Origin of the sequence: Nocardia stercoris (genome assembly GCF_003696265.1) — a bacterium.
Classification (GTDB): Bacteria; Actinomycetota; Actinomycetes; order Mycobacteriales; family Mycobacteriaceae; genus Nocardia; species Nocardia stercoris.
The window spans coordinates 1-24,837 of sequence record NZ_RFFH01000028.1 but is presented as its reverse complement, the minus strand read 5'-3'; the positions used below and the strand labels follow the sequence as shown (position 1 = coordinate 24,837).

Genomic DNA, 24,837 nt, shown 5'->3' with positions numbered 1-24,837 from the left:
GCCTTTCCGCGAATCCCGCGCGCGGCCCGAAACCGTGAGCAGACACGCGATTTCGAGCCTAACCCAAACCCCGACCCTAGCGAGCCGATGCGCGGACCGTCACGCTATGCGAGTTCCGCACGCCGACAGACGATTCGGCCCTATCCCGGGTCCACCGGCGAACCTCACCGGATCAGGCCCGGCGCCCACTGCGCAGACCGAGTACCGCGGCCAGCACACACGCTCCCGCGACCACCAGCACGAAGGGCGCGAAGATCCGCGACATCCCCCACTGCGTGGCCGCCCACCCCGCGAGCACGGTGGGCAACGCCATGGCCGAGTAGGCGAGCAGGTAGTAGGCCGACATGGTCTCGCCGCGCTTGTCCTGCGGTACCACCGTCGACAGGTGCCGCAACGACCCACCGAACGCGAGCCCGAAGGTGCCACCCAGCAGCACACCGGCGGCGAGTACCACGATCCAGTTGTGGCTGTTCAGCGCCGGGATGGTCAGCAGCAGTGACACCGCCATACCGACGTCGCCGATGACGGCCGCGCGGCGGGCCGGGATCCCGCTCGCCGTCAGCTGGGCCAGCGCCCCCGCGGTCGCGGTCGCGGCCACCACCGCGCCACCGAAGACCAGGTTGTGCACCCCGGTCTTCTGCGCGGCCAGCCCGGGATACAGCGACAGCAGCACGCCCAGCACCGACCAGGAGGCCATCACACCGACCGCGGAGAACCAGAAGTCACCGCGGATCTCGCCCGGCACAGCGGGTTTCGCGATCCGGATGGGCCCGGGTACGCGGTGGGCGTGGGTCTCCTCCATGGCGACCAGCCCGGCGGCGATGAGCAGGCACAGCAGGGTGATCACCACGTAGGGCGTGCGCAGCGGGTGCGGCGCGTACTGCGCCAGCGCCGCCGAACCCAGGATCGCCACCGACATACCGAGATTGAAGGCCACGCCGCTCAACTGGCCCGACCGCGCACCCTGTTGCGGCCGCATGTCCAGCAGGGCGGCGGCGCCGGCCACGACCGTCGCGCCGACCGCCATCCCGTGCAGGGCGCGGGCCACCAGCAGCATCGCCACATTGTCGGCGAGCAGGAACACAACGAGGCCGGCGACCATGGTGACGAAGGAGCCGATCAGCACGGGCTTGCGGCCGACCGAGTCGGATATGCGGCCCGACACGAGCACCGCGGCGAGGGCGGCCACGGCGTACACCGCGAACACGATCGTGGTGGTGAGCGGCGAGAAATGCCATTCCTTCTGGTACAGCCCGTACAGCGGCGCGGGAGCACCGGAAACGCCGAGCGCGACCGCGCTGGCCAGCAGGATCAGCCCGTACGCCCAGCGCTGGCTGCGGCGTCCGACCTCGGAATCGGCCGGGATTGCGGCGGCTGCTGTCATCGGTGCCCTCCATCGGATGATCACGCAGCCGGAACAGGCACCCGGCTACACAACACCCAACCTGCCACCGAACGCGTTGATTCCGTTAACCGAGCTAATGATCCGTGATCGTCGTCACGACCGCCCGCTCGGAGCACAGCCTCCGGCCTCGGGGCACGACCTTCGGCGTCGTCCCAAGGCTTTTCGCGCCACCCGAGGCAGCGGCCGCCCCGCTCAGCGAACCAGCTTCCGCACCGCCGCCGGTACATCACGCGACCGCTGGAACGGTCCCGCCAACGCCACCGCGTACGGCCGCGCCAGCAGTGTGCGTGCCACCGCCGACACCTCCTCGGTGGTCACCGTGTCGATCCGCGCCAGCGTCTCCGACACACTGCGGTGGTTGCCGTAGGACAGTTCGCTGCGGCCGATCCGGTTCATCCGCGAGCCCGAATCCTCCAGTCCCAGAACCAGTCCCCCACGCAGGGAACCCTTGGCCCGCGCGCACTCCGCGTCGGTGATGCCGTTCGCGGCGACATCCTCCAACACGCCCCGAGCCAAAGTGGTTACCTCACTGAGGTTTTCGGGCTGGCAACCCAGATACACCGAGAAGGCGCCGGTGTCGGCGTAGGTGTCCACGCTCGAATACACCGAGTACGCCAAGCCGCGTTCCTCCCGGATCTCTTGGAACAGGCGAGAACTCAGCCCGCCGCCGAGCACGGTGTTCAAAACCGACAGCGGCCAGCGCAGCCGCCCCTCGTGCCGACCGTAAGCCCGCACCCCGAACACAAGATGAGCCTGTTCGCTGTCGCGGTGGATCCACTTCAGTTGCGGTTCGGTGCGCGCGCGGTAGCGGCCCTCGCGGCGCGGCGCCGGTTCCAGGCCCGGCTCGAGCCGGTCACCGAACGCGCGATGCACCAGCTCGACGACCCGCTCGTGCTCGATGTTGCCGGCCACCGCCACCACCATGCGGTCCGGGCGGTACCGGCGCAGGTGGAAGCCGCGCAGCTGCGCGGCCGTCATGGTCTCGATCGATTCGACCGTGCCGATCACCGGTCGCCCGACCGGATGGTCACCGAACAGTGCGGTCAGGAAGGTGTCGCCGACGATGTCCTCCGGGTCGTCGTCACGCATGGCGATCTCTTCCAGCACCACCTGGCGCTCGACGGCCACGTCCTCGGCCCGGCACAGTCCGCGCAGCACCACGTCCGACACCAGATCCACCGCGAGCGGCAGATCCTCGTCCAGCACATGGGCGTAGTAGCAGGTCTGTTCCTTGGCGGTGAACGCGTTCAGCTCCCCGCCGACCGCGTCGACCGCCTGCGCGATATCCAGCGCCGAGCGCGTGGGTGTCGACTTGAACAGCAGATGTTCGAGGAAGTGCGCGGCACCGGCCACCGTCGGGCCCTCGTCTCGCGAGCCGACCCCGACCCACACCCCGACCGACGCCGAACGCACGCCCGGCACGTGCTCGGTCACCACGCGCAACCCACCCGGCAGCACGGTGCGCCGCACCCCGCTGTCGGCCGCGGAATCCGCGGATAGCAGCACAGGGCCCCCTTGCCCGGATACGAGCAAGGGGGCGGTGCGAGCCGCGGTATCGCCCCGCATACCCGCGGGGGCGGCGGCCGGCGAGTTCACGCCGGCCGCCTCGTCCTGCTTCTTCGTCACTCAGTAATGATTACTCGACACCGGCGTCTGCCGCAGCGGCCTCGTCGGCGGGGGCCTCGTCCGAGACGCCCGCGGACTCCTCCTCGACCGGAACCAGCGAGATCTTGCCGCGGTTGTCGATGTCGGCGATCTCGACCCGGATCTTGTCGCCGACGTTCACCACGTCCTCGACCTTGCCGACCCGCTTGCCGTTACCCAGCTTCGAGATGTGCACCAGACCGTCGCGGCCCGGCAGCAGCGAGACGAACGCGCCGAAGGCGGTGGTCTTGACGACCGTGCCCAGGTAGCGCTCGCCGACCTTCGGCAGCTGCGGGTTCGCGATGGCGTTGATCATGTCGATCGCCGCCTGCGCCGACGGGCCGTCGGTCGCGCCGACGAACACGGTGCCATCGTCCTCGATGGAGATGTTGGCGCCGGTGTCCTCGGTGATCTGGTTGATGACCTTGCCCTTCGGCCCGATCACCTCGCCGATCTTGTCGACCGGGATCTTGATGGCCGTCACGCGCGGGGCGTACGGGCTCATCTCGTCCGGGGTGGCGATGGCCTCGGCCATCACGTCCAGGATGGTCAGGCGCGCGTCGCGGGCCTGGTTCAGCGCACCGGCCAGCACCTTCGAGGGGATACCGTCCAGCTTGGTGTCCAGCTGCAGCGCGGTGACGAACTCCGGGGTACCGGCGACCTTGAAGTCCATGTCACCGAACGCGTCCTCGGCACCGAGGATGTCGGTCAGCGCGACGAAGCGGGTCTCCTTCTCGCCAGCAGTGTTGGTGACCTCGTCGGACACCAGGCCCATGGCGATACCGGCGACCGGCGCCTTCAGCGGCACACCGGCGTTCAGCAGCGACAGGGTCGAGGCACACACCGAACCCATCGAGGTGGAACCGTTGGAGCCCAACGCTTCCGACACCTGACGGATCGCGTACGGGAACTCCTCCTGCGAGGGCAGCACCGGCATCAGGGCGCGCTCGGCGAGCGCGCCGTGGCCGATCTCGCGCCGCTTCGGCGAACCGACGCGGCCGGTCTCACCGGTGGAGAACGGCGGGAAGTTGTAGTGGTGCATGTAGCGCTTGGTGGTCTCCGGGCCGAGCGAGTCGACCTGCTGGGCCATCTTCACCATGTCCAGCGTGGTGACACCCATGATCTGGGTCTCGCCGCGCTCGAACAGCGCCGAACCGTGCGCCCGCGGCACGACCGCGACCTCGGCCGACAACGCCCGGATGTCGGACACGCCACGACCGTCGATGCGGAAGCCGTCGGTCAGGATGCGCTGGCGCACAAGCTTCTTGGTGACCGAGCGGAACGCCGCGCCGATCTCCTTCTCGCGACCGGCGAAGTCCTCGCCGATCGAGGACAGCACCTCGAGCTTGATCTCGTCGATGCGGGCCTCACGCTGCTGCTTGTCGGCGATGGACAGCGCCGCGTCCAGCGGGGTCTTGGCGGTGTTCTCGACGACCTGGTACACGTCCTGCTCGTAGGGCAGGAACAGCGGGAACTCGCCGGTCGGCTTCGCCGCCAGCTCGGCCAGGTCGGCCTGCGCGCGGCAGAGGCGGGCGATGAACGGCTTGGCCGCCTCGAGGCCCTCGGCCACCACGATCTCGGTCGGGGCGGTGGCGCCGCCGTCGATCAGCTCGAGCACGTTGTCGGTGGCCTCGGCCTCGACCATCATGATCGCGACGTCACCGGACTCGGTCACCCGACCGGCCACGACCATGTCGAAGACCGCGCCCTCGAGCTGCTCGACGGTCGGGAACGCGACCCACTGGCCACCGATCAGCGCCACACGCACGCCACCGACCGGGCCGGAGAACGGCAGGCCGGCGATCTGGGTGGACGCCGAGGCCGCGTTGATCGCGACCACGTCGTAGAGGTCCTTCGGGTCCAGCGACAGGACCGTGACCACGACCTGGATCTCGTTGCGCAGGCCGTCGACGAACGACGGACGCAGCGGCCGGTCGATCAGGCGGCAGGTCAGGATCGCGTCGGTGGAGGGCCGGCCCTCGCGACGGAAGAACGAGCCCGGGATGCGGCCCGCGGCGTACATGCGCTCTTCGACGTCGACGGTCAGCGGGAAGAAGTCGAACTGGTCCTTCGGGGACTTGCCGGCGGTCGTCGCCGACAGCAGCATGGTCTCCTCGTCCAGGTAGGCGACCACGGAGCCGGCGGCCTGCTTGGCGAGGCGGCCGGTCTCGAAGCGGATGGTGCGGGTGCCGTAGCTCCCGTTGTCGATGAGGGCGACCGACTCGAATACGCCCGGTTCGACCTCGACGGCGGAGCTGGTCTTGGTTTCTGCCATTGTTCTGTTCTCAACCTCTCGTCTTCGCCGGATCCAGCGCACGTCTTGCGCGATCCGGCATGGTTCCCTCAGCGGGATGTCAGCCGTACCCGGCCGGGGCGTCGCAGCCCGTGTGGCTGCACCGCGCACGCCCGGTTGTTCCCCCTTGGGAACGCGCGGAGGCGGTCATCGATCGAAGCCCAACGACGCATCGCATCGTGTCGAAAGGCCACTACCGAAGACCGACGCCACGAACGAGCGTGTCTACGGCTGTGTGTGTTGTCGTGCTGTCGTGCCCGCCACCGTTCCCGGTCCGGACACACGACAAGCCGACGGGGAGATTCTATGCCTCCCCGTCGGCTGTCTTGCGAACTGCCTAGGTTGCAGATCTGTGTGTCGTCCTACTCAGCGTGTCTGTGCGCCGAGGATCAGCGACGCAGGCCGAGCCGCTCGATCAGCGTGCGGTACCGCGCGATGTCCTTGTTCTGCAGGTACTTCGACAGCCGCTTGCGACGACCGATCAGCGCCATCAGACCGTGGCGGGTGTGGTGGTCGTGCTTGTGCTTCTTGAGGTGCTCGGTGATGTCGGCGATCCGCTTCGACAGCATCGCGATCTGGGCCTCCGGCGAACCGGTGTCCGTCTCGTGCAGGCCGTACTCGGCGAGGATCGCCTTCTTCTGCTCGGTGGTCAGCGCCACGTCGTCTCCTGGTGTTCCAGTCCGCGCTCATGATGACCGGGCAAGCCCGGGTGGGCAGCCGCCGCGGACCGCAGCAAACCCGAGGAGCCAGCGTACCGGTACCGCACGCTGACGCTGCGCCGGGGGCCGGTCACTGTCCGGCGAGCACCTCGCGGGTGCGTTCGACGTCGCGGCCCATCTCGGCGATCAGGTCCTCGATGGAGTCGAATTTCACCATGCCGCGCAGGTGGGCGACGAAATCGACGGCCACGTGCTGCCCGTACAGGTCGACGTCGGCGTCGAGGACGTACGCCTCCACGGTGCGGGTGCGGCCGGAGAAGGTCGGGTTGGTGCCGACCGAGACCGCGGCCATGGCCCGCTTGCCGGGCACTGTGGTGCCGCCGGGTCCGGGGGTGAGGACGGTGAACCACGCCGCGTACACGCCGTCGGCGGGAATGGCGGCGTGCTCGGGCGGCGCGATGTTGGCCGTCGGGTAGCCGAGTTCGCGGCCGCGGCCGTCGCCGTGCACGACCACGCCCTCGACGCGGTGCGGGCGGCCCAGCGCGTCGGCGGCGGCCGCCATGTCACCGGCGTCGACGCAGGCGCGAATGTAGGTGGAGGAGAAGGTGACCGCGTGCTCGCCGACCAGCTTGACGCCGTCGACCTCGAAGCCGAAGCGGCCGCCCAGCTCGCGCATGGTGTCCACGGTGCCGGCGGCCTTCTTGCCGAAGGTGAAGTTGTCGCCGACGACGACCTCGGCGACATGCAGCCGTTCCACCAGCAGGTCGTGCACGTATTCACCGGGGTCGAGCTTCATGAACTCGTGGGTGAAGGGCATCACGCAGAAGACGTCGATGCCCAGTTCCTCGACCAGTTCCGCCCGCCGGGTGAGGGTGGTGAGCTGCGCGGGATGCGAACCCGGGCGGACCACCTCCATCGGATGCGGGTCGAACGTCATCAGCACCGACGGAACGCCCCGCACGGCAGCGGATTTCACCGCGCGCCCGATCAGCTGGGCATGGCCGCGGTGCACGCCGTCGAAAACCCCGATCGTGAGCACGCAGCGGCCCCAGTCCGGGGGCATCTCGTCGAGACTTCGCCATCTCTGCACACCCCGAAGCGTACGCAAGCCCCCGCACCATCGAAATCACGGCTGCCCGATATTCACCACTCGGTCACGCGTGACCGCCGCGTCGCAGCATCGACACGCCGACCGCCGGTGTGCGCGCCAGGGTCGGTGTCCGCGCCGGCGAAGTCCTGGCGCCGCGATCGACGGATCGTCCGGTGTGCGGCTGCGAGCGGCTTTCCCATCTCCGGCGCCCGACCGCCTAGGCTGGACGATGTGCCCGGAAAACGCGACACCTCGACCCGCCGTGAGCTCGCAGATCCGTCCGAACCACAGGGCGGCGCCGCCGCCGACAATCTCGCCCCTGGCCTGTCGTCGGTCGCCCAGGATTATCTGAAGGTCATCTGGACTGCCCAGGAGTGGTCGCAGGAGAAGGTGACCACCAAACTGCTCGCCGAACGGATCGGCGTCTCGGCGTCGACCGTGTCGGAGGCGGTGCGCAAGCTGTCCGATCAGGGCCTGGTCGACCACGCCCGCTACGGCTCGATCACCCTCACCGAGTCCGGTGGGCGGGCCGCGGTCGCCATGGTGCGCCGGCACCGGCTGATCGAGACCTTCCTGGTGCGCGAACTCGGCTACGGCTGGGACGAGGTGCACGACGAGGCCGAGATCCTCGAGCACGCGGTGTCGGAGACGCTGATGAACCGCATCGACGCCAAACTCGGCCACCCCGATCGCGATCCGCACGGCGACCCGATCCCGTCGGTGGACGGCTGGGTGCCCACCCCACCCGCCCGCCAGCTCTCAGCGTTCCAGGCAGGCGAATCCGGCCGCGTGGCACGGATTTCCGACAACGATCCCGCAATGCTCCGCTACTTCGACTCGGTCGGCATCGCGCTGGACACGGTGATCACCGTCGCCGAGCGGCGGGATTTCGCGGGCACCATCGCGATCACCGTCGGGGAGCGAGAGCTGGATCTGGGTAGCCCTGCGGCAGAGGCGATCTGGCTGACCGGATAGTTCGCCGCCGCGGAGGGCGCCCAGATCCTGGTCGACCAGAGCACAACCCGCCGCCCGTCCGCGATCGCGCGCTGCACGCTGCCGGGCGCTTGCATCCAGCGGACGCAAGGCCATCTGCAGCGGCGGGTCTGGCTGCCGCCGCGGCGGACCGGGATCGTCCGAAAACGCTCACGGCCGGGGCGGACCGCACCGCACGCCGAACTGATAAGGGCTGATTCCCCTGCGCCACTTGACAACTCACGACCACGCTCGAATACCCGTCGATCGAGCCGCGAAACGTCTCATTTGTGCCGCATGGAAGGGCTGTGAGCTGCACCTGCGCGACTGACTAGAATTCGTTACAGTCCGATCGTGAAATATCTCGTGGGATGTGCTCTGGCCGCTTCGATCGCGCTCGCGGGTTCCCCCGCCGCGCAGGCCGCACAGACCTGTACCAGCACCCCCAACCTCTACACCCCCGGCTGGCAAGTCGGCTGGGCCGCTTACCAAGTGGCGCAGATAACGCCGCCGATCGGCGACGCGACCCGCGTCGACGACCTGCCCATCACCATCAACGCGCCGATCGCCCACGTCTGGTCCGCGTACTCCAACCTGAACAACGCCCTCGGCCGCCACCCGTTCCTCCAGGCCCTCTACCCCCACTGCCGCTGCACCGACGGCGTCACCACCACCCTAGATTTCACCGCGATCGAGAACATCACGTTCGTCCCCGGCGTGACCGACCCCGCGCAAACCGAGGGCGAGCAGATCCTGCACCCCGACCAGTACTACTACACCAGCGACACCTACGACCTCCCCGGCGTAATCACCCATCAGAAGATCACTTTCGTCGACAACGGCGACGGGACTACGTCGGTGAACGAACACCTGACCTTCATCGCGAGCATCGCCCTGATTGATTTCACCGAGACGAACGGCGTGTCCTCGCACAAGACGCTGCAGGCGGCGTTGAAGCGCGATATCGAAAACGGGACAATTTGAACGCGGGCCGTCCGCGGAAACCGCCACCCCGGCAACGCGCCGCCGTTACCTGCGCACCCCGGGAGTAATACCCGCGCACCACCCGGGCGGGCAGCCCAAGGGATCCCCGGCTCAACGACGCCATGATCAGCCGCGGCATCCAGATCGAAGCGGAACTGGTCCTACCCGCCCTGCTGGACGACCTCGGGCCGGGCTGAGAGCGGATGTACCCGGAACTGCGCGGGAACGTGAAGTTCGACCAGAACCACGCCACGTCGCCGGCGGCGGCGACTCACAAGACACCTGCTAGCCGGAGGCGCCGACAGCGTGGGGGCCGACGAGATCGATGAGGAATTCCTGGGTGGCGGGATCGACGGCGTAGAGGACGACGCCACGCATTCCACGGGTCAGCAGCACCTTGTAAGTGTTGCGGATCAACCGGGCGAAATCGTCGTCGAAGATCGGCTTGTTCTTGGTCGATTTCAGCGCCGGATCGACATTGCCGCTGCGGTTCACGGTCAGCCGGCCTTGATCGACAACCAGGTCGGGGCCGAAGATCACTCCGGCCCAATCGAATTCGAAGCCCTGCGCGGTGTAGATGCAACCGATCTGGCCGAAACCGCCCGGATCGGTGGCCCAGTAGATGCTGGGGGGCACGTCCTGCACTTTCCGCTCGGCCCGCGAGTTCCATGGCATCGACCACGATCCGATCCGGACGTCGGGAACCAGTGAGCCGTCAACGTTGGGCTGGCTCCACGGCCAGCAGTACCCGGCACTGATCCGGGCCGACTCACCCGCCTCGTGCCGGACGCGCAGCAGCTCGACCATCTCCTGAGGCGAATGTGCCACTTGCACTTCGAAGTTCGGGTCACCGGTCCAGCGGGTCGGCCCACCCACCCGCAGACCCAGCAGCCGGCGAACCCACTCGTCGTATACCGCGCTACCCCCGCAGCGAAAGATCCCGTCCAGCTCGATCTCGAACACCGGGCATCCGGACCGAGCCGCGTGCGAACGGATCTCGTCCACCGTGCCCACCTCACCGGGGCGGACGACCTGATGTTCGTCCAGCAGGAAAACCGGGACGCGGGCCACCGAGATCAGCTCGTCGATCTGCGGCCGATCCGTCCGGCTGGCCTTCTTGGTGTAGCGGTTCGTGGACACCTCACGAATGCGGTGTGCCTCGTCGCAGATCAGCACATCGAGGTCGTTCTTGGGGTATTCGGCAAAAGTCCGATAGAACTGGAACAGCCCCTTCAGCTCTGTGGAACCCTTCGCTGGAAACTTCCGCAGCGACTGGGTGTAGGCGGAGGACCCCGTTGCATGCTGTACCCGTTTGCCCTCCCGATGCAGTTCCGCCAGCAGTGTGACCGCGATCAGGCTTTTCCCGCTGCCGGGCCCGCCTGTTACCACGATCACACTCTTGTGGTCCTCGCGATGCGACTGACGAACCCGATCGATGACCCGCTCGTAGGCCACCTGCTGGTTGTCCAGCAGTGTGTACTCCGTGGCGGACCGCAGCTCGGCGGCGGTGAACGAGAACAGACTCGATCGTTCCCGGATCGGGCTGTTCAACAGTCGATCCGCCGCCGTTCGGCCAGGGACCGACGCCAATTGTGTCCGCAGGTACTCGAGGAAGTCGTCTCGGCCTTCACCGGTGAACAAGCGTCCCTGCCGATCCGCGCTGCGGGCCCGCAACCCACTGATCGAGTTCTCGGTGGCATTGTGCAGATAGGCGACCCCGTGCACCGCCTGAGGCCGATTGTGCAGGATCTCGACGTACTGGGTCAGGTACTGGCAATACCCACGCACCTGATCGATCGGGTGGAGCAGCTCACCGCGCATGCCGAACGCCCGCACGATCCGGTCGCTGTGCCACGCCCGCTCGGCGGCACTCCACTGCTTCAACTCCACGACCACGTAGTTGTCCTCGCCGGTAGCGGGGTGGACACCGGACAGGATCACATCCGCACGGGAACTCGCTCCAGGAAGTTGATACTCGATCAGCATCTCGACCTGTTCCAGCCCGGCATCACGCAGATCGCGCGCGATCCAGGGCAGACTGACCTCCCAGGAACGCTCTTCGGAAGACGGCTTCGCGCCCGGCGTCCGGCCTAGATGCGCAGCGATCAGTACCCGCAACTGCTCTTCCGCCGACAGATTCAAGACGCCGGTAGCGGTCGACCGGACAGCCCTCTCCACCACGAATCAACTCCCGCGCAGCACGAAACCTCGTGCGGTGGGGGCGTATCCGCGTGCCGCAGAAGCCCGTCGGGCCGCAACCTGACGAAAGATGATCGTAGCGGCAGAGTCCGGGTCGTTCGACGGCCCCGCGACCGGAGCAGCGGATCTGGTCACGCTCGGCCGGTACACCGGTCACCCGGCGCACCGGGCAAGTGCCGCCCCCGCTGAGCTGTGCGATCGACCAGCTCGCCGTGAGCGCCTGAACCTACTGCACTCCTCATCACGGTAGACCGCAGCTGGACCCTGACTTGCCGCCCGACATCGTCGCGCTCAGTCCGCCGCGTACCCGATCTACCTGGCGAAGGACTCCCGCGGCAGCGTCGCGCGTTCGGCCCGCGGCCGCTGCACCGATTCGCCGCGGCGCCTGCCCCCACCAGCAACCCGACAGACTGCGCAGCATGGCTTTCGCGTTGCTGGGTGCCCGCCCGCAGGCTCGTCGGCCACCCCCGGTGAAGGGAGACGGCGGTATGCGGCCCGCCACTCCCGCTCAGCGCGCCGGCCGCGGCGCAGTAGACCTCCTCGGTTTTCGCAGACGGCCCAGCTCTCTGTTGATCGCCTGCTTGTCGAAAGCTCTGGGGCGCAGGTCCTTCACGGAGGCCAGTCCGAGCCGTCGGAGACTGTCGCTGTGTTCGGGATGATCGGGGTCGGCAAGGACGGCGAGCAGGTGGTGGTATCCGCTGAGGCCTCCGCAGTCTTCCGGCGGGGCGGCCAGGCGGCCGCCGGTGCAGGTCGGGTAGGTCGCGAAGGATTTCGGCTTCTGGGCGTTCTCGATCTTGATCACGAGTTCCCAGGTATCGCCGACGTCGTAGCGGTAGTGGATCTTGCGGCGGACTACCGCGACCTGCTCCAGCGTCACCGAATTCTCGTTCTCCACAACCGACTCCGGGCCGTCGGCACCGAATTCGCCGAAGGCGGTGTCGAAGACGTGTCGGTGTGTGTCCTGCCAGCCGAAGGCGGCCTGAAGGACGAGGTGTAGGTCGCGGAGGCTGATGTCGGCGGGAACCGCCAGCCTGCGCCAGATCGGTGGCCTCGCGTCGCGAATGTCCACGCGGAGCAGCAGGATCGGTGCCGTTCGGCTCCTCGGCCTATGTGTCGTCGACACCGTGGGATTCTTCTCCCGGCCCATCGCCTCGATCCGACGGAAATCCTGGATCAGCTCGAGTAGTCCGTCGGATGAATGCGCCTCGCGATGATCGGGTTTCGGCTCGAGCGAGTTCGGTAACCCGCGCAGCTTGGCCCGCACGAGCAGGGCCTGGGTGGCGTACTCACCTGGCCGCTGGTTCTCCACCGGGCCGGTGGCATCACGCTCGTGAAATTCGCGTGCGTCCAACGCCACCTCTGTGGCCCAGCGGAATTCGGCCGCACCGATCTGGTGTGCGCGCAGCTCGACGCCCTCCTTCCCGATGGCCTCGCACACCTCGGCGAGGAGTGTCGGCAGCTCCGTGGCGGGCAGGAACACCACCCGAACGACCACACCGCAGTCGGGGTCGAGCAGCAGGAACACAGCGTCGGATCGGTCGTGTCGATCGAAGCAGGCGGACAGCACGATTCGCCGGCCGGAATCGTCGATGAGCGCCTGCGTGTCCCGGACGGACCACGGCTGCGCCAGCGTCGCAACCACATCCGGCAGCCGCACACCGCCGGCCCGCAGCCGGTCGACAGCGGAGAATGCCGCCACGGCCGCCGCCGGCCCGCCCACCGCCGCGACTCCGGCCAGCACCGCCTCTACGGTGCCGAGCCGCTCGAGCTGTGGGAGTAATGCGTTCGACCACACCATGTCGGTATCGCCCGTGGAGGTGGCGGCAACCGCTGCCAGCATCTGCGCACAGGCGTCTTCGATCTCGTGTGCTTCCGTCAGGCGGGCGGCCCGCCTCGCATCCCCGGCAGTCACTGCGCATGGCTCGGGCGACGACGAGGGCCGAGACGTCCTGCGGCGGCTCATTCGCTCATTCACACAAGTACTTTTCCACGGCGCGCCCGCATCGCACCCGGACGTCCGCACAGCCGCACACTTGGTTCGCCGAATCCCCAGCAAGCGCCACCCGCCAGGTACTTCGTGCCCAGCTCTCCGGCGTCAGAAGCGTAATCGTGCGGTGGTGCGGACTACCCGCGCCGAAACGGGCACAGCTCCCGGCCGCACCGGCCGGATTCGACTCCCGCGCTCAGTCGATGAGCCCCCGCGGTCGCACCACCATCACCGGTGACGATCGCTTCCCCTTCTCCTCCAACAAGGCGATCGCACGCCCGTCGGCGGTCAGTGCCGCATGCACTCCGGTGATGCCGACCGGGTCCAGCCAACGCCCGTCTCGGAGGACCGTCGCCTCCGCGTCGGTGATCGTGCGGTGCGGAAACGCAAGGGCCGCAGCGGTATCGATGTCGAGGTTGAGGGTGGGGTCCGCGGCGAACTGGTCGAGGGTGCGGGCGTGCTCGAGGGTGAAGGGGCCGACTCGGGTGCGGCGGAGGGCGGTCAGGTGGCCGCCTACGTCGAGGGCCGCGCCCAGGTCTCGGGCCAGGGCGCGGATGTAGGTGCCGGAGGAGCAATCGACTTCGACGTCGAGGTCGACGAAACGCACTGGGCCACTGGGACTTTCGCGATCGTCAGCGACAGCAGCCTCTCCGGCCGGCCCGCCCGCACGGCTCGCGGCAGCGACTCCGTCCGACTGCGGTCCGAGCTCGGCATCCACATCCCGCCGAGCGAGCACTTCGAACCGGCTCACTGTCACCGGACGCGCCGCCAGCTGCACATCCTCCCCCGCGCGAGCCCGCGCGTACGCCCGTTCCCCATTCACCTTGATCGCCGACACCGTGGCGGGCACCTGCTGGATGTCGCCGGTGAGAGTCGTTATGACGGAAGCGATTTCGGCGTCGGTCAGGTGCCCTGCCGAAGTCGTCGACACCACCTCGCCCTCGGCGTCGTCGGTCACCGTGCTCTGTCCGAGCCGGATGGTCGCGGAATACGACTTCGTCGTGAGCATCAGCAGGCCCAGCATCTTGGTGGCCCGCTCCACGCCCAGCACGAGCACTCCGGTCGCCATCGGGTCCAAGGTCCCCGCGTGCCCGATCTTTCGGGTGCGCAAGATCTTTCGGCAGCGCCCGACCACGTCGTGGCTGGTCATGCCGCCGTCTTTGTCGATCACCAGCAGGCCGCCGAGGGCGTCGACCAGGGGTGGCAGGCGTTCGGCCATCAGCCGTGCACGATCGCGGTCAGGATCAGCCCGTCGGTGATCAGCCAGCGGCCGTCGAACGAATCCAGTGGCGCGCCACCGTCGTTCACGCCGCCGGGGACCAGGATGCGGCTGTGGAAGGTGCCGCTGTCGCCGGTGGAGTCGACCTCGAAGGTGATGTGCGCGTCCTCGAAGCCGAGCCAGCGCAGGGTCAGCGGGAACCACGCCTTGTAGGTGGCCTCTTTGGCGCAGAACAGCAGGCGGTCCAGGTGCCGGTTGTGCTCGGCCATCGCGCCGGCCAGCCATTGCCGTTCCGGTGCCAGGCTCACCGATTCCAGGACCCCGTCGGGCAGCGGGCCGTGCGGTTCGGCGTCGATTCCGATCGAACGCCAGCGCAGCCGGTGCGCCAGCGCCGCCGCCCGGTAGCCCTCGGTGTGGGTGAGCGCGCCGACCACGCCGCGCGGGAACAGCGGCATGCCGCGCTCGCCCTTGCCGATCACCACCGGCGGCTCGCCGAGCTCGGCCAGTGCCTGCCGCGCACACCAGCGCGCGCCGATGAAGTCGCGCCGCCGCTTCTCCACGGCCTTCTCGATCAGGTGTTCCTCGCCGGGATAGACCTTCAGATCCTCCGGATACGCCCGCAATTCCGCCGCCGCGACGCCACTGGGCAGAATCCGCCCGAGCAGCTCCGCCGCGCCCGCCCGCTCCTCGATGATCGCCTCCTGGTCCGAGTTCCGGTCGCACGAAAGCCTAGCCGACCGCACGAACCCCGCCCTGGGGACCGAACCGCGAGCGCCACCACCCGCGAGGCACGGCCCCCGCACGCCGGTACCGCGACCACGCACAGCTTGGGCACCGTTGCGCGACCCACCGACTAGGTCCCGGGGCTACGCACGCCCGGACACCCGCGGCACCACCAATCGGCCCTGGGCGCTACGGACTCCGCGGCGCGTGGCCCACCTCGCTACCCTCACCCGGCCTTAGGTGCTCCGGGCACCTTCAACGCACGCCCGCCGATGTACTGCTCGGACTCGATGAGTCCCTCGTCGCTGGGCGCGATGCCCTGGCCGAATACGCGCGCCGCCTGCCGTCGGCGCAGCTCGGGGTGCGCCTGGGCGGGTGTGTCGAATCCGTAGCGCCGCTGGGCTTCTCGCGGGGTCATAGTGCGCGGCGACTGGGCGGGTAGGCCGACCAGCACGGGACCGACGATCGGGACGGTCGTCGGGATGAAGAACTTCGCCACCGTTGTGTACAGCGCCGGGTCGTGGTGCATGGCCGCGAACACCGGGCGCAGCACGACTCGCAGCAGCAGGTCCTCGAGGTGCGGCTGCCGGATGTCGAACAGCTTACGGATGTACTCCGGGTAGGTGGCGACCACTGCCTTGCCGACCAGCTTGCCGATCGCCTTCTGCACCGGCTCGGTCCACGCGGGCAGCGTTTCCGGGAAGATGAATTCGGTGCCGAGGATGAACTCGGTCATCGACTGGGCGTGCTCGGAGGCGGCCAGATGCGGGCGCCACGACTCGAAGTAGGCGGCGACGTCGGCGCGGGTGCGCGGTACGTCGGCGGGGTCGATGGTCTGGCACTCGGCGGCCCGGGCGCATTCGGCCCAGTACTGCAGCTCCTCGTCCTCCGACAGCCGCCCCGGGCCGTAGGTCTCGTAGCAGTAGAGGATGGAGTGCCACGCGGTCATGTGGATCCACAGCTGCAACGCCGGATTGTTGGCGTCGTACCGGCCCCGGGTGACCGGGTCGGTGCCGATGGACTTGGAGTGCACCTTGACCAGGACGTCGGCCGCCTTGGTGGTGGTGGCGGTGTCACCGAAGGCGACGAGCGCGAAGTAGCGGACGGTTCGCTCGTAGCGGGTCCGGGTGCGGGACCGGACGTCGCCGGTGTCCTCCACGGCCGCGTTCAGATTGGGATCGAGCTGCTCGATGGTGACCGCCCGGACGAAGCCGACGGTGATGGACGTCGGATAGGACCACACCTTCCAGGTCACCGAGTCCGGACCGAAGAAACCGTTGTCGGCTGCGGGAACGAATTCCTCGCGCAGTGCCGCGAGCCCTGACCGCCCGTAGATCTTCGACAAGCCGATCACGATGACCCCCTTCGACAGCAGTGTCTGTGTGGGCACGCACACACATAACTCTAGCCGTCGACGGCCACCACAAAAAGGGTGTCTACCTGCGGAAACAATTCCGCCCTACCTACGTCAACGTAACCTCCGGTACCGTAATCCGTCCGCGACGGCGGGCGGAATCGCCTCAGGCCAGCCCGCGGCGGCGCTCGGCCTGCTTGCGCATCTCCTCGCCCGCGGCCCGCATCTCCGGGGTGATCTTGAAGTGCCCGCCCCACTCGTTCAGGTCATCGGGCCCGTACTCCGGCACCGGCAGGATCTGACGCAGCAGGGGGTCCGGCACGCCGCGGCGCTGCCACTCACGCGGGTAGCCCAGCGACACCTCCTCGAAGCGCACGCCGTCGTACCAGGTGGTGCGCGGGATGTGCAGATGCCCGTACACCGAGCACACCACGTTGTAGCTGGTGTGCCAGTCGGCGGTCTGATCGGTGCCGCACCACAGCGCGAACTCGGGATAGAACAGCATCCGCGTGGGCTCCCGCACCAGCGGGAAATGGTTGATCAGGACCAGCGGGGTCTCCGCGGGCAGCGCGTCCAGCCGGCGCTGCGTGTACTGGACGCGCGCGTTGCACCAGGCCGCTCGGGTGGCGTACGGCTCGGGCGTGAGCAGGAACTCGTCGGTGGCGACCACATTGCGGTCGCGGGCGATCGCCAGGCCCTCGGCGGAGGTGCGGGCGCCGTCGGGCAGCCACGAATAGTCGTAGAGCAGGAACATCGGCGCCAGCGTCACCCGGCCACCGAACGCCTCCGCGCCCGGGCCCTCCCACACCGGATACGGGTCCTCGGGTGTCAGCACGTCGAGGTCACGGCACATCGAGACCAGGTAGTCGTAGCGGGCGGCGCCCACCATCTGCACGGAATCCTTGACGGTGGTCCACAATTCGTGGTTTCCGGGCACCCAGATCACCTTGGCGAAGCGTCCGCGCAGCGTTTCCAGCGCCCACCGGATGTCCTCGACCTTCTCCCCCACGTCACCGGCGAGGATCAGCCAGTCGTCGGGCGACTCCGCCCGGATCTGCTCCACCACAGGCTTGTTGCCCTGGTGTCCGACGTGGATATCGGATACCGCCATGACTCTGGGACCCACCCGAACCAACCTCTCTCCTCGCGTGCCGCGGATCCCACCGTAGCGACCGTCACACGTCGGCACCGGTCCGGGCCCACCGGCCCGAATATGCCCTGGCCAGCACCGCGATACACCGCGCGACGATGAAAGTGGCCAGCCCGGACCAGATCCCGACGACACCCCAGCCGAAAGCCAGCGACAGCCAGATCATCGGCAGGTAGCCGAGCAGACCGCCCGCGAGGGTGATGTTGCGCAGGTAGGCGGCATCGCCCGCGCCCAGCAGCACACCGTCGAGAGCGAACACGACACCGCCGATCGGGATGAGACACACGAAGATCCACCAGATGGCGTGTACCCGGTCGAGCACTCCCGGGTCGGTGACGAACCAGGTCGGGATCACCGCGTGACCCGCGGCGAATCCCAGCGCCAGCACCGTCGCCAGCGCCGTCGACCAGAGCGTGAGGCGGCCGGCGAGCCGCTTCGCGCCCTCGGCGTCGTCGGCACCGAGCGCGGCACCGGTCAGCGTCTGCGCGGCGATCGCGAGCGAGTCCAGGAACATGGCCAGGAAGTTCCATATCTGATACACCAGCTGGTGGGCGCCCACCGAGTCCGGCCCGAACCGGGAGGCCACCGCGCCCGCCGAGATGAAGCAGATCTGGAAGGACAGGCTGCGCAGCACCAGATCCCGGCCCAGCAGCAGTTGCGCCGCCATCACCCCGAAGTGCGGTGCGAACGACACCTGTTGCCGCAGTAGGACGCTCAGGAACAGCGCACCGGTCACCGCCTGCCCGGCCACGTTCGCGACCGCGGAACCGGCCAGCCCCAGTTGTGGGGCGCCGAGCCAGCCGTGCACCAGCACCGGGCACAGCACCGCCGACACCACTTCGCCGGCGAGTACGAACGCCAGCGGCAACCTGGTCCGCTGCACGCCCCGTAGCCACCCGTTGCCCGCCATGGTGAGCAGGATCAGCGGAACACCCCAGACCGCGATCCGCAGCCAGCGAGCGGCGGCCTCGGCGCTGTCGGGCTCCCCGGCGACCACCGCGCAGATCCAGCCCGCGCCGACCTGTACCACCGCCACGATCGCCAGTCCCGCGCCGATCGCGATCCAGCTGGCCTGTACCCCCTCCTGCACGGCACCCCGGTCGTCACCGGCACCGTGCTTGCGGGCGGCCCGGGCGGTGGTTCCGTAGGTCATGAACGTCAACTGGGTGCTGACGACACCGAGGATCAGCACACCGATGGCCAGCCCGGCCAGCGGCAGTGCCCCCAGCCGGCCGACCACCGCCAGGTCGTACAGCAGATACAGCGGTTCCGCGATCAGCACGCCGAGCGTGGGAATCGCGATCCCGAGGATCCGCCCGGCGCCGGCGTCCACCTCGGACGCGGGTGCCCGTCCGAGCCCGGACGGCGAGTCGATTGGGCGGTGTTCCGCGACCGCCTCGGCTGCGTGAGCTCCCCTGGCCGGTGCGATCGGTCCGATGTGCTCCGTTTCCGTCCCTTGACCGCCCACGCTGGCTCCCACCGTCGTCGTTGGACAAAACTGGACACAATCACGGTAGAGGGGGCGAATCGGGCACCTCGACCCGGCTCACGTCCGGTGGGCCGCGGCCGGTCCCCGGCAGTGCGGATCCGGCGGGCCTGTCATAGCACGACCGACCCCGGACACGAGGCCCGCCGAACCCACGATCGAATTCAAATCACTTGCACGACAACACTTTCGAGACACATGCCGCATCCTCGTCAATTCCGGTGCTGATCAGCCGCTTTCGCCCACCTGGCACATCGACAGCCGCCGACCGCACCGCGAATCCGCACCGGACGCACAGACAATCGGCTCGAGCAGCGTCCTGACCGGGGGTAGGGTCGGGGCATGGCGATCGAGAGCGTGACCATCTCCATCGACAGTGGGGAACTGGGAATTCTGCGGGAAGCGGCGGCCCGCGCAGATATGGCGTTGGCGCCCTACATCATTCGCTCCGCCCGAGCCTGGGCCATGCTCTCCGACGCCGACCGGCACGCGCGCCGCCCCGGGCAGGCCGCCCACGACCGGCGCGAAGCCGAGGCACTCCTGCACGAGCACCGGGCCGCCGAGGCCGAAGCGCGACGCCGCGGGCACGCCGCGTGAAACAGGGCGAGATCTGGGAATACATCCATCCGCGTCCGGCCCGCAGAGACGACGAGCGCACCCCGTACCGGATCATCCTGTCCGCGGACTATCTGCTCGCCGCACCCCAGAACTGGGTGCTGGCCGCCCCCATCGACCGGTTCGACCCCGACATCCTGGTCTCGGTCACGCTCACCGAGCAGGACCCGCTGCCCGGCGGCTGGGTGCGTCTGGACCGGATCGCGACCCTGTACCGGCCGTGGCTGCGTGGCCCGGTCGGCCAAGTCGGCGAAGGCACGCTCGAACAGATCGCCACCCTGCTCCGCGCCACCTTCGACGTCTGAGCTGCCCGGTCAGTCCCGCTCCAAGCCCGCCAGCAGCGCGGCGATCAGCTCGTCCTCGGTACCGCGCGTGGTGTACCCGGCGGCGAACCGGTGTCCGCCGCCGCCCAGCCCGGCTGCCACCCGCGCCACGTCGACCCCGTCGTCGGCCCCCACCGCGCTGTCGCGCGACCGCAGCGACACACTCCACAGCCCCGCGACCGCACGGGCCTCCTTGAACACCGCCGCCACCGCGGCCTCCCCGGTGGTACGGATGATGTCGATGACGCTCTCGACCTCCTCCGACCCGAGGTCGGCGCGGTCGGCACGATGCACGAACGTGTACACCAGCCCGCTGCCGTGCGCGGCCTGCGGCGCCAGCCGTGCCGAACCCAGCACCCGCGACAGCATGGCCAGCCAGGCGAAGGGATGGGTGTCCATCAGCGCGCGGGTGATCCCGCGGCCGTCGATGCCGGTGGACAGCAGCTCATCGGCCAGCCGGTGCGACGCCGGACCACCCCAGCGGAAGCAGCCGGTGTCGGTGACCAGCCCGGCGTAGAGGCAGTGGGCGACGTCGCGGTCGATCGGCTCACCCCACTCGCGCAGAATCCCGGCCACCAGGCTCGTGGTGGAGTCCGCGCCGACGTCGATCACGTTCAGGGTGCCGAACCGGGTGTTGGACACATGGTGGTCGAGCACCAGCACGGTCCCGGCGCCGGGAAGCCGGTCGGCCAGCGCACCCAATCGGCCCGCACTACCGCAGTCGACGGTGACCAGCAGGTCGACCTCGCGCGGCACGTCGGCCGCCGGCACCAGGAACTCGATCCCCGGCAGCGACCGCATGGCCTCCGGCAGTTCCGCCGGCTCCGCGAACGACACACACACCGGGACGCCCCGCCGGTGCAGCACCAACGCCAGCGCCAGCCCGCTGCCGATGGTGTCGGCGTCGGGCTGGATATGGCACAGCACCGTCACCGATCGGGCAGCGGCCAGCGCTCCGACAGCGGCACAGATATCGGCCGCCGGGGATACTGCAGTCATCGTTCGCTCTGTTCTTCCAGCGGCGGGCAGCCGGTCCCCGCCCGCCGCGGCGGGTCAGTCCTCGGACTCGCGCTCGGTCTTGTAGGGGTCGGCGTCACCGGCGTGACTGGCGTCCGCGGCGACCCGCGCCACCCGCTCGTCGACCTCGCGCGCCCGGCTGAGCAGCTCCTCCATCTGCCGCGCCGCGTCGGGCACGGTGTCGAGGACGAAGCTGAGGGTCGGCGTGAATTTGATCCCGGTCGCGGCGCCCACCTTGGACCGCAGCACGCCGGCCGCCTTCGCCAGGCCGGCGGCGGCGCCCTCGTAATCCGGCTCCGCGGAAAGACTTTCACCCATGACTGTGTAATAGACGGTCGCCTCGCGCAGATCCCCGGTCACCCGGGCATCGGTGACGGTCACGAAATGCAACCGCGGATCCTTGATCTCGTACTCGATCGCGGTGCCCACGATCGTCATGATCCGCTTCGCGAGTCGGCGGGCCCTGGCCTGATCCACCATGGCTAGACCTCCTTTTGCGGTGGCGCACTGTCAGCAACTGTAACGCGATATTCCTCGCCGTACTCCAGTCGCCGGTCAGGCGCGGTTTCGGCCGGATCAGCCGGCCGTTGAACAGGGGAACGGGCCGCATGGGCCCGCTGGTGCTGCGGCTCAGTCCTCGGGACCGAAGATCCGGCGACGGACGGCCAGCAGCTCGAACTCGGGGTGAGCGGCGACCCGCCGCTCGCAGGTGTCGAGGACCTCGGTGAGATGGTCGACCGCGGGGGCCACGACCGCCACCCCCAGCAACGATCGGCGGTGCAGATCGTGATCGCCGCCCTCGGCCGCGCTCACGCCGAATTTCTTCAATTCGGCCAGTACCGGCCGGATCACCGAACGCTTCTCCTTCAGTGAATGGACATCACCGAGCAGGATGTCGAACTCCAGCGATCCAACGAACAAATGCTCACCTCATGTGTGGACGGAATGTGCCGGGTGCGATTGTGCCACCCGAACGGCTGTGCCGCCCAGGCAATTTCGTCTGGGCGGCACAGCTCGAGCACTACATCAGACTGTGTCTGTCGGGGCCTTCGCCTGGGCCTGCGTGGTCACGCTTCGCCCCCGCCTCCGGCCCTGACGGCTCAGTCCCGCGGCTTCTCCCGAAGCTCGTACGCTTCGATGATGTCGCCTTCCTTGATGTCGTTGTAGCCCAGCGTGATACCACATTCGTAGCCCTCGCGGACCTCGGTCGCGTCGTCCTTCTCGCGGCGCAGCGACTGGATCGAGGTGTCGGAGATGACCACGTTGTCGCGGATCAGGCGCGCCTTGGCGTTGCGCTTGACAGAGCCGGACGTGATCCAGCAACCGGCGATGTTGCCGAACTTGGAGGAACGGAACACCTGGCGGATCTCCGCCCGGCCCAGCTCCACCTCCTCGTAGATCGGCTTGAGCAGACCCTTGAGGGCCTTCTCGATCTCGTCGATGGCCTGGTAGATCACCGAGTAGTACCGGATGTCGACGCCCTCGCGGTTGGCCAGCTCGGTGGCCTTGCCCTCCGCCCGGACGTTGAACCCGATGATGATCGCGTTGGACGCGGACGCCAGGTTGACGTTGGTCTCGGTGACACCACCGACACCGCGGTCGATGACCCGCAGGCGCACCTCGTCGCTGATCTCGATCCCGAGCAGGGCTTCCTCGAGGGCCTCGACGGTACCCGAGTTGTCGCCCTTCAGGATCAGGTTCAGCTCCGAAGTCTCCTTCAGCGCGGCATCCAGGTCCTCGAGGCTGATCCGCTTGCGGCTGCGGGCGGCCAGCGCGTTGCGCTTGCGCGCATTGCGGCGGTCCGCGATCTGCCGCGCGATGCGGTCCTCCTCGACCACGAGCAGGTTGTCACCGGCGCCGGGCACCGAGGTGAAACCGATGACCTGCACCGGCCGCGACGGCAGCGCCGCGTCGATGTCGGCACCGTGCTCGTCGACCATGCGGCGGACGCGACCGTAGGCGTCGCCGGCCACGATCGAGTCGCCGACCCGCAGCGTTCCGCGCTGGATCAGCACGGTGGCCACCGGGCCACGGCCGCGGTCGAGGTGCGCCTCGATGGCGACACCCTGCGCGTCCATGTCCGGGTTGGCCCGCAGGTCGAGCGAGGCGTCGGCGGTCAGCACGACCGCTTCCAGCAGCGCCTCGATGTTGGTGCCCTGCTTGGCCGAGATGTCGACGAACATGGTGTCGCCACCGTATTCCTCTGTGACCAAGCCGTATTCGGTCAGCTGCTGCCGGATCTTGTCCGGGTTCGCGCCTTCCTTGTCGATCTTGTTGACCGCCACCACGATCGGCACGTCGGCCGCCTGGGCGTGGTTGATCGCCTCCACCGTCTGCGGCATGACGCCGTCGTCGGCCGCGACCACGAGGATCGCGATGTCGGTGGCCTTCGCACCACGGGCACGCATGGCGGTGAACGCCTCGTGACCCGGGGTGTCGATGAAGGTGATGAGGCGGTCCTCGCCGTTGACGTGCGAGAGCACCTGGTAGGCGCCGATGTGCTGGGTGATGCCACCGGCCTCGCCCTCGCGGACGTTCGCCTGACGGATCGTGTCCAGCAGTCGGGTCTTACCGTGGTCGACGTGACCCATGACGGTCACGACCGGCGGCCGGACCTGCAGGTCGGACTCGTCGCCCTCGTCCTCGCCGTAGGTGAGGTCGAAGCTCTCCAGCAGCTCGCGGTCCTCGTCCTCGGGCGAGACCACGTGCACGACGTAGTTCATCTCCGAGCCGAGCAGCTCGAGCGTCTCGTCGTTCACCGACTGGGTCGCGGTGACCATCTCGCCGAGGTTGAACAGCGCCTGCACCAGCGAGGCCGGGTTGGCGTTGATCTTCTCGGCGAAGTCCGACAGCGAGGCGCCGCGGGCGAGCCGGATGATCTCGCCGTTGCCGCGCGGCAGCCGCACGCCACCGACGGCGGGCGCCTGCATGTTCTCGTACTCGGCGCGCTTCGCCCGCTTCGACTTGCGGCCCTTGCGGGGCGCGCCACCGGGACGGCCGAAGGCACCTGCGGCACCGCCGCGACCACCCGGACCACCCGGACGGCCACCGCCGCCACCGGGACGACCCCGGAAACCACCGGGAGCACCGGCGCCACCACCGGCACCGGGCGCACCGGCACCGGCGCCACCGCCGCCACCACGGTACGGACCGCCACCGCCGCCACCGGGACGACCGGCGCCACCGGGCGCACCGCCCGGACGCGGACGACCGGCGCCGGGACCACCCTGACCGGGGCCCGGACGCGCGGAACGCGACGGCATGGCACCCGGGTTCGGGCGCGGCGGCATCGAGCCGGGGCTCGGCCGCGGGCCACCCGGGCGGGGACCGCCCTGACCGGCCGGCGGGCGCGGACCGCCCTGACCCGGCCCCGGACGCGGACCACCCTGGCCGGGCATCGGACGGGGACCGCCCTGACCCGGAGCCGGACGCGGACCACCCTGGCCCTGGCCCTGACCCGGACGCGGGCCGGGGGCCGGGCGCGGCGCGGGACGCTCGGGCGCGGACGAGAAGGGGTTGTTGCCGACCCGCGGTGTCTTGGGGCCGGGCTTGGGACCGGCGGCCGCGGGACGCGGCGCACCCGGCTGGGCCGGACGCTGGGCACCCGGCTGCGGGGCCTGACCGGCCGGCTGACCCGGGGTACCGGGACGCGGCTGGCCCGGACGCGGACCGCCCGGAGCCGGACGCGTGGTCTCCGGCGCAGCGGACGCAGCGGCC

At 69.0% G+C, this 24,837-nt stretch carries 20 protein-coding genes; 4 read left to right on the top strand and 16 right to left on the bottom strand.

Going from position 1 to position 24,837, the window contains the following annotated elements; genetic code table 11:
- Positions 1–172 precede the first annotated feature (172 nt).
- The 5 genes from EBN03_RS32285 to EBN03_RS32265 form a co-directional block, all read right to left on the bottom strand.
- Positions 173–1,384 carry an MFS transporter gene (locus tag EBN03_RS32285; protein ID WP_122191965.1) on the bottom strand — a complete coding sequence of 404 codons (1,212 nt, stop codon included), beginning with the start codon at positions 1,382–1,384 and terminating at the stop codon, positions 173–175.
- A gap of 213 nt (positions 1,385–1,597) precedes the next feature.
- Positions 1,598–2,971: a M16 family metallopeptidase gene (locus EBN03_RS32280; RefSeq protein WP_122191989.1), complete on the bottom strand. Its 1,374-nt coding sequence runs from the start codon at positions 2,969–2,971 to the stop codon at positions 1,598–1,600.
- A 70-nt stretch (positions 2,972–3,041) separates the two neighbouring features.
- Positions 3,042–5,324 (bottom strand): polyribonucleotide nucleotidyltransferase, encoded by a 2,283-nt coding sequence (locus EBN03_RS32275; protein WP_122191964.1) that lies wholly within the window; start codon positions 5,322–5,324, stop codon positions 3,042–3,044.
- A 407-nt stretch (positions 5,325–5,731) separates the two neighbouring features.
- Positions 5,732–6,001: a 30S ribosomal protein S15 gene (gene rpsO / locus EBN03_RS32270; protein ID WP_122191963.1), complete on the bottom strand. Its 270-nt coding sequence runs from the start codon at positions 5,999–6,001 to the stop codon at positions 5,732–5,734.
- Positions 6,002–6,131: 130 nt separating this feature from the next.
- On the bottom strand, positions 6,132–7,091 hold the full coding sequence (locus EBN03_RS32265; protein WP_122191962.1) for a bifunctional riboflavin kinase/FAD synthetase: 960 nt from the start codon (positions 7,089–7,091) through the stop codon (positions 6,132–6,134).
- Positions 7,092–7,415: 324 nt separating this feature from the next.
- Here EBN03_RS32265 and EBN03_RS32260 point away from each other — a divergent pair, with 324 nt between their 5' ends.
- Positions 7,416–8,066, top strand: a complete 651-nt coding sequence (locus tag EBN03_RS32260; RefSeq protein WP_233608792.1) for a metal-dependent transcriptional regulator — start codon at positions 7,416–7,418, stop codon at positions 8,064–8,066.
- Between the two features lie 351 nt (positions 8,067–8,417).
- Complete coding sequence (locus tag EBN03_RS32255) at positions 8,418–9,047, top strand: SRPBCC family protein (protein WP_122191960.1); 630 nt, start codon at positions 8,418–8,420, stop codon at positions 9,045–9,047.
- Between the two features lie 285 nt (positions 9,048–9,332).
- Here the strand turns inward: EBN03_RS32255 and EBN03_RS32250 are convergent, their stop codons facing one another.
- The 7 genes from EBN03_RS32250 to EBN03_RS32220 all read right to left on the bottom strand — a co-directional run bounded on the left by EBN03_RS32250 (position 9,333) and on the right by EBN03_RS32220 (position 19,012).
- Positions 9,333–11,228, bottom strand: a complete 1,896-nt coding sequence (locus tag EBN03_RS32250) for a DUF2075 domain-containing protein (protein WP_199743067.1) — start codon at positions 11,226–11,228, stop codon at positions 9,333–9,335.
- 526 nt (positions 11,229–11,754) lie between these two features.
- The gene (locus EBN03_RS32245) at positions 11,755–13,158 is read right to left on the bottom strand and encodes a plasmid pRiA4b ORF-3 family protein (RefSeq protein ID WP_158675804.1); all 1,404 of its coding nucleotides are present in this window, start codon (positions 13,156–13,158) and stop codon (positions 11,755–11,757) included.
- 271 nt (positions 13,159–13,429) lie between these two features.
- The gene (gene truB, locus EBN03_RS32240) at positions 13,430–14,452 is read right to left on the bottom strand and encodes a tRNA pseudouridine(55) synthase TruB (protein WP_122191957.1); all 1,023 of its coding nucleotides are present in this window, start codon (positions 14,450–14,452) and stop codon (positions 13,430–13,432) included.
- Positions 14,452–15,117, bottom strand: coding sequence for a 4'-phosphopantetheinyl transferase Npt (npt, locus tag EBN03_RS32235; RefSeq protein ID WP_122191988.1), 666 nt, complete (start codon positions 15,115–15,117; stop codon positions 14,452–14,454). Before npt ends, truB begins: the two co-directional genes overlap by 1 nt.
- Before the next feature lie 284 nt (positions 15,118–15,401).
- Positions 15,402–16,565, bottom strand: a complete 1,164-nt coding sequence (locus EBN03_RS32230; protein WP_233608788.1) for an oxygenase MpaB family protein — start codon at positions 16,563–16,565, stop codon at positions 15,402–15,404.
- A gap of 130 nt (positions 16,566–16,695) precedes the next feature.
- Entirely contained in the window at positions 16,696–17,640 is a 945-nt protein-coding gene (locus EBN03_RS32225) for a metallophosphoesterase family protein (protein ID WP_407671283.1), read from the bottom strand.
- Positions 17,641–17,704: 64 nt separating this feature from the next.
- A complete protein-coding gene (locus EBN03_RS32220) occupies positions 17,705–19,012 on the bottom strand; it encodes an MATE family efflux transporter (protein ID WP_233608787.1) in 1,308 nt (435 codons plus the stop codon).
- Positions 19,013–19,507: 495 nt separating this feature from the next.
- On the opposite strand from EBN03_RS32220, the gene EBN03_RS32215 reads away from it, so the two are divergent.
- Both EBN03_RS32215 and EBN03_RS32210 read left to right on the top strand, forming a co-directional pair.
- A complete protein-coding gene (locus tag EBN03_RS32215; protein WP_122191956.1) occupies positions 19,508–19,762 on the top strand; it encodes a hypothetical protein in 255 nt (84 codons plus the stop codon).
- Positions 19,759–20,085, top strand: a complete 327-nt coding sequence (locus EBN03_RS32210) for a hypothetical protein (RefSeq protein ID WP_122191955.1) — start codon at positions 19,759–19,761, stop codon at positions 20,083–20,085. Before EBN03_RS32215 ends, EBN03_RS32210 begins: the two co-directional genes overlap by 4 nt.
- Positions 20,086–20,094: 9 nt before the next feature.
- Here EBN03_RS32210 and EBN03_RS32205 read toward each other — a convergent pair whose 3' ends face one another.
- The 4 genes from EBN03_RS32205 to infB form a co-directional block, all read right to left on the bottom strand.
- A complete protein-coding gene (locus tag EBN03_RS32205) occupies positions 20,095–21,102 on the bottom strand; it encodes a DHH family phosphoesterase (protein ID WP_122191954.1) in 1,008 nt (335 codons plus the stop codon).
- Positions 21,103–21,156: 54 nt separating this feature from the next.
- On the bottom strand, positions 21,157–21,600 hold the full coding sequence (gene rbfA, locus EBN03_RS32200; protein ID WP_122191953.1) for a 30S ribosome-binding factor RbfA: 444 nt from the start codon (positions 21,598–21,600) through the stop codon (positions 21,157–21,159).
- 150 nt (positions 21,601–21,750) lie between these two features.
- On the bottom strand, positions 21,751–22,041 hold the full coding sequence (locus EBN03_RS32195; protein WP_122191952.1) for a DUF503 domain-containing protein: 291 nt from the start codon (positions 22,039–22,041) through the stop codon (positions 21,751–21,753).
- Positions 22,042–22,220: 179 nt separating this feature from the next.
- The coding region (gene infB / locus EBN03_RS32190) for a translation initiation factor IF-2 (RefSeq protein ID WP_122191984.1) at positions 22,221–24,837 on the bottom strand (2,617 nt) is incomplete at its 5' end.

Coding starts and splice junctions, on each gene's coding strand:
- EBN03_RS32285 (WP_122191965.1), bottom strand. CDS start 1,384: ATGACAGCAGCCGCCGCAATCCCGGCCGATTCCGAGGTCGGACGCCGC.
- EBN03_RS32280 (WP_122191989.1), bottom strand. CDS start 2,971: ATGCGGGGCGATACCGCGGCTCGCACCGCCCCCTTGCTCGTATCCGGG.
- EBN03_RS32275 (WP_122191964.1), bottom strand. CDS start 5,324: ATGGCAGAAACCAAGACCAGCTCCGCCGTCGAGGTCGAACCGGGCGTA.
- truB (WP_122191957.1), bottom strand. CDS start 14,452: ATGGCCGAACGCCTGCCACCCCTGGTCGACGCCCTCGGCGGCCTGCTG.
- EBN03_RS32225 (WP_407671283.1), bottom strand. CDS start 17,640: ATGGCGGTATCCGATATCCACGTCGGACACCAGGGCAACAAGCCTGTG.
- EBN03_RS32215 (WP_122191956.1), top strand. CDS start 19,508: ATGGCGATCGAGAGCGTGACCATCTCCATCGACAGTGGGGAACTGGGA.
- EBN03_RS32205 (WP_122191954.1), bottom strand. CDS start 21,102: ATGACTGCAGTATCCCCGGCGGCCGATATCTGTGCCGCTGTCGGAGCG.
- rbfA (WP_122191953.1), bottom strand. CDS start 21,600: ATGGTGGATCAGGCCAGGGCCCGCCGACTCGCGAAGCGGATCATGACG.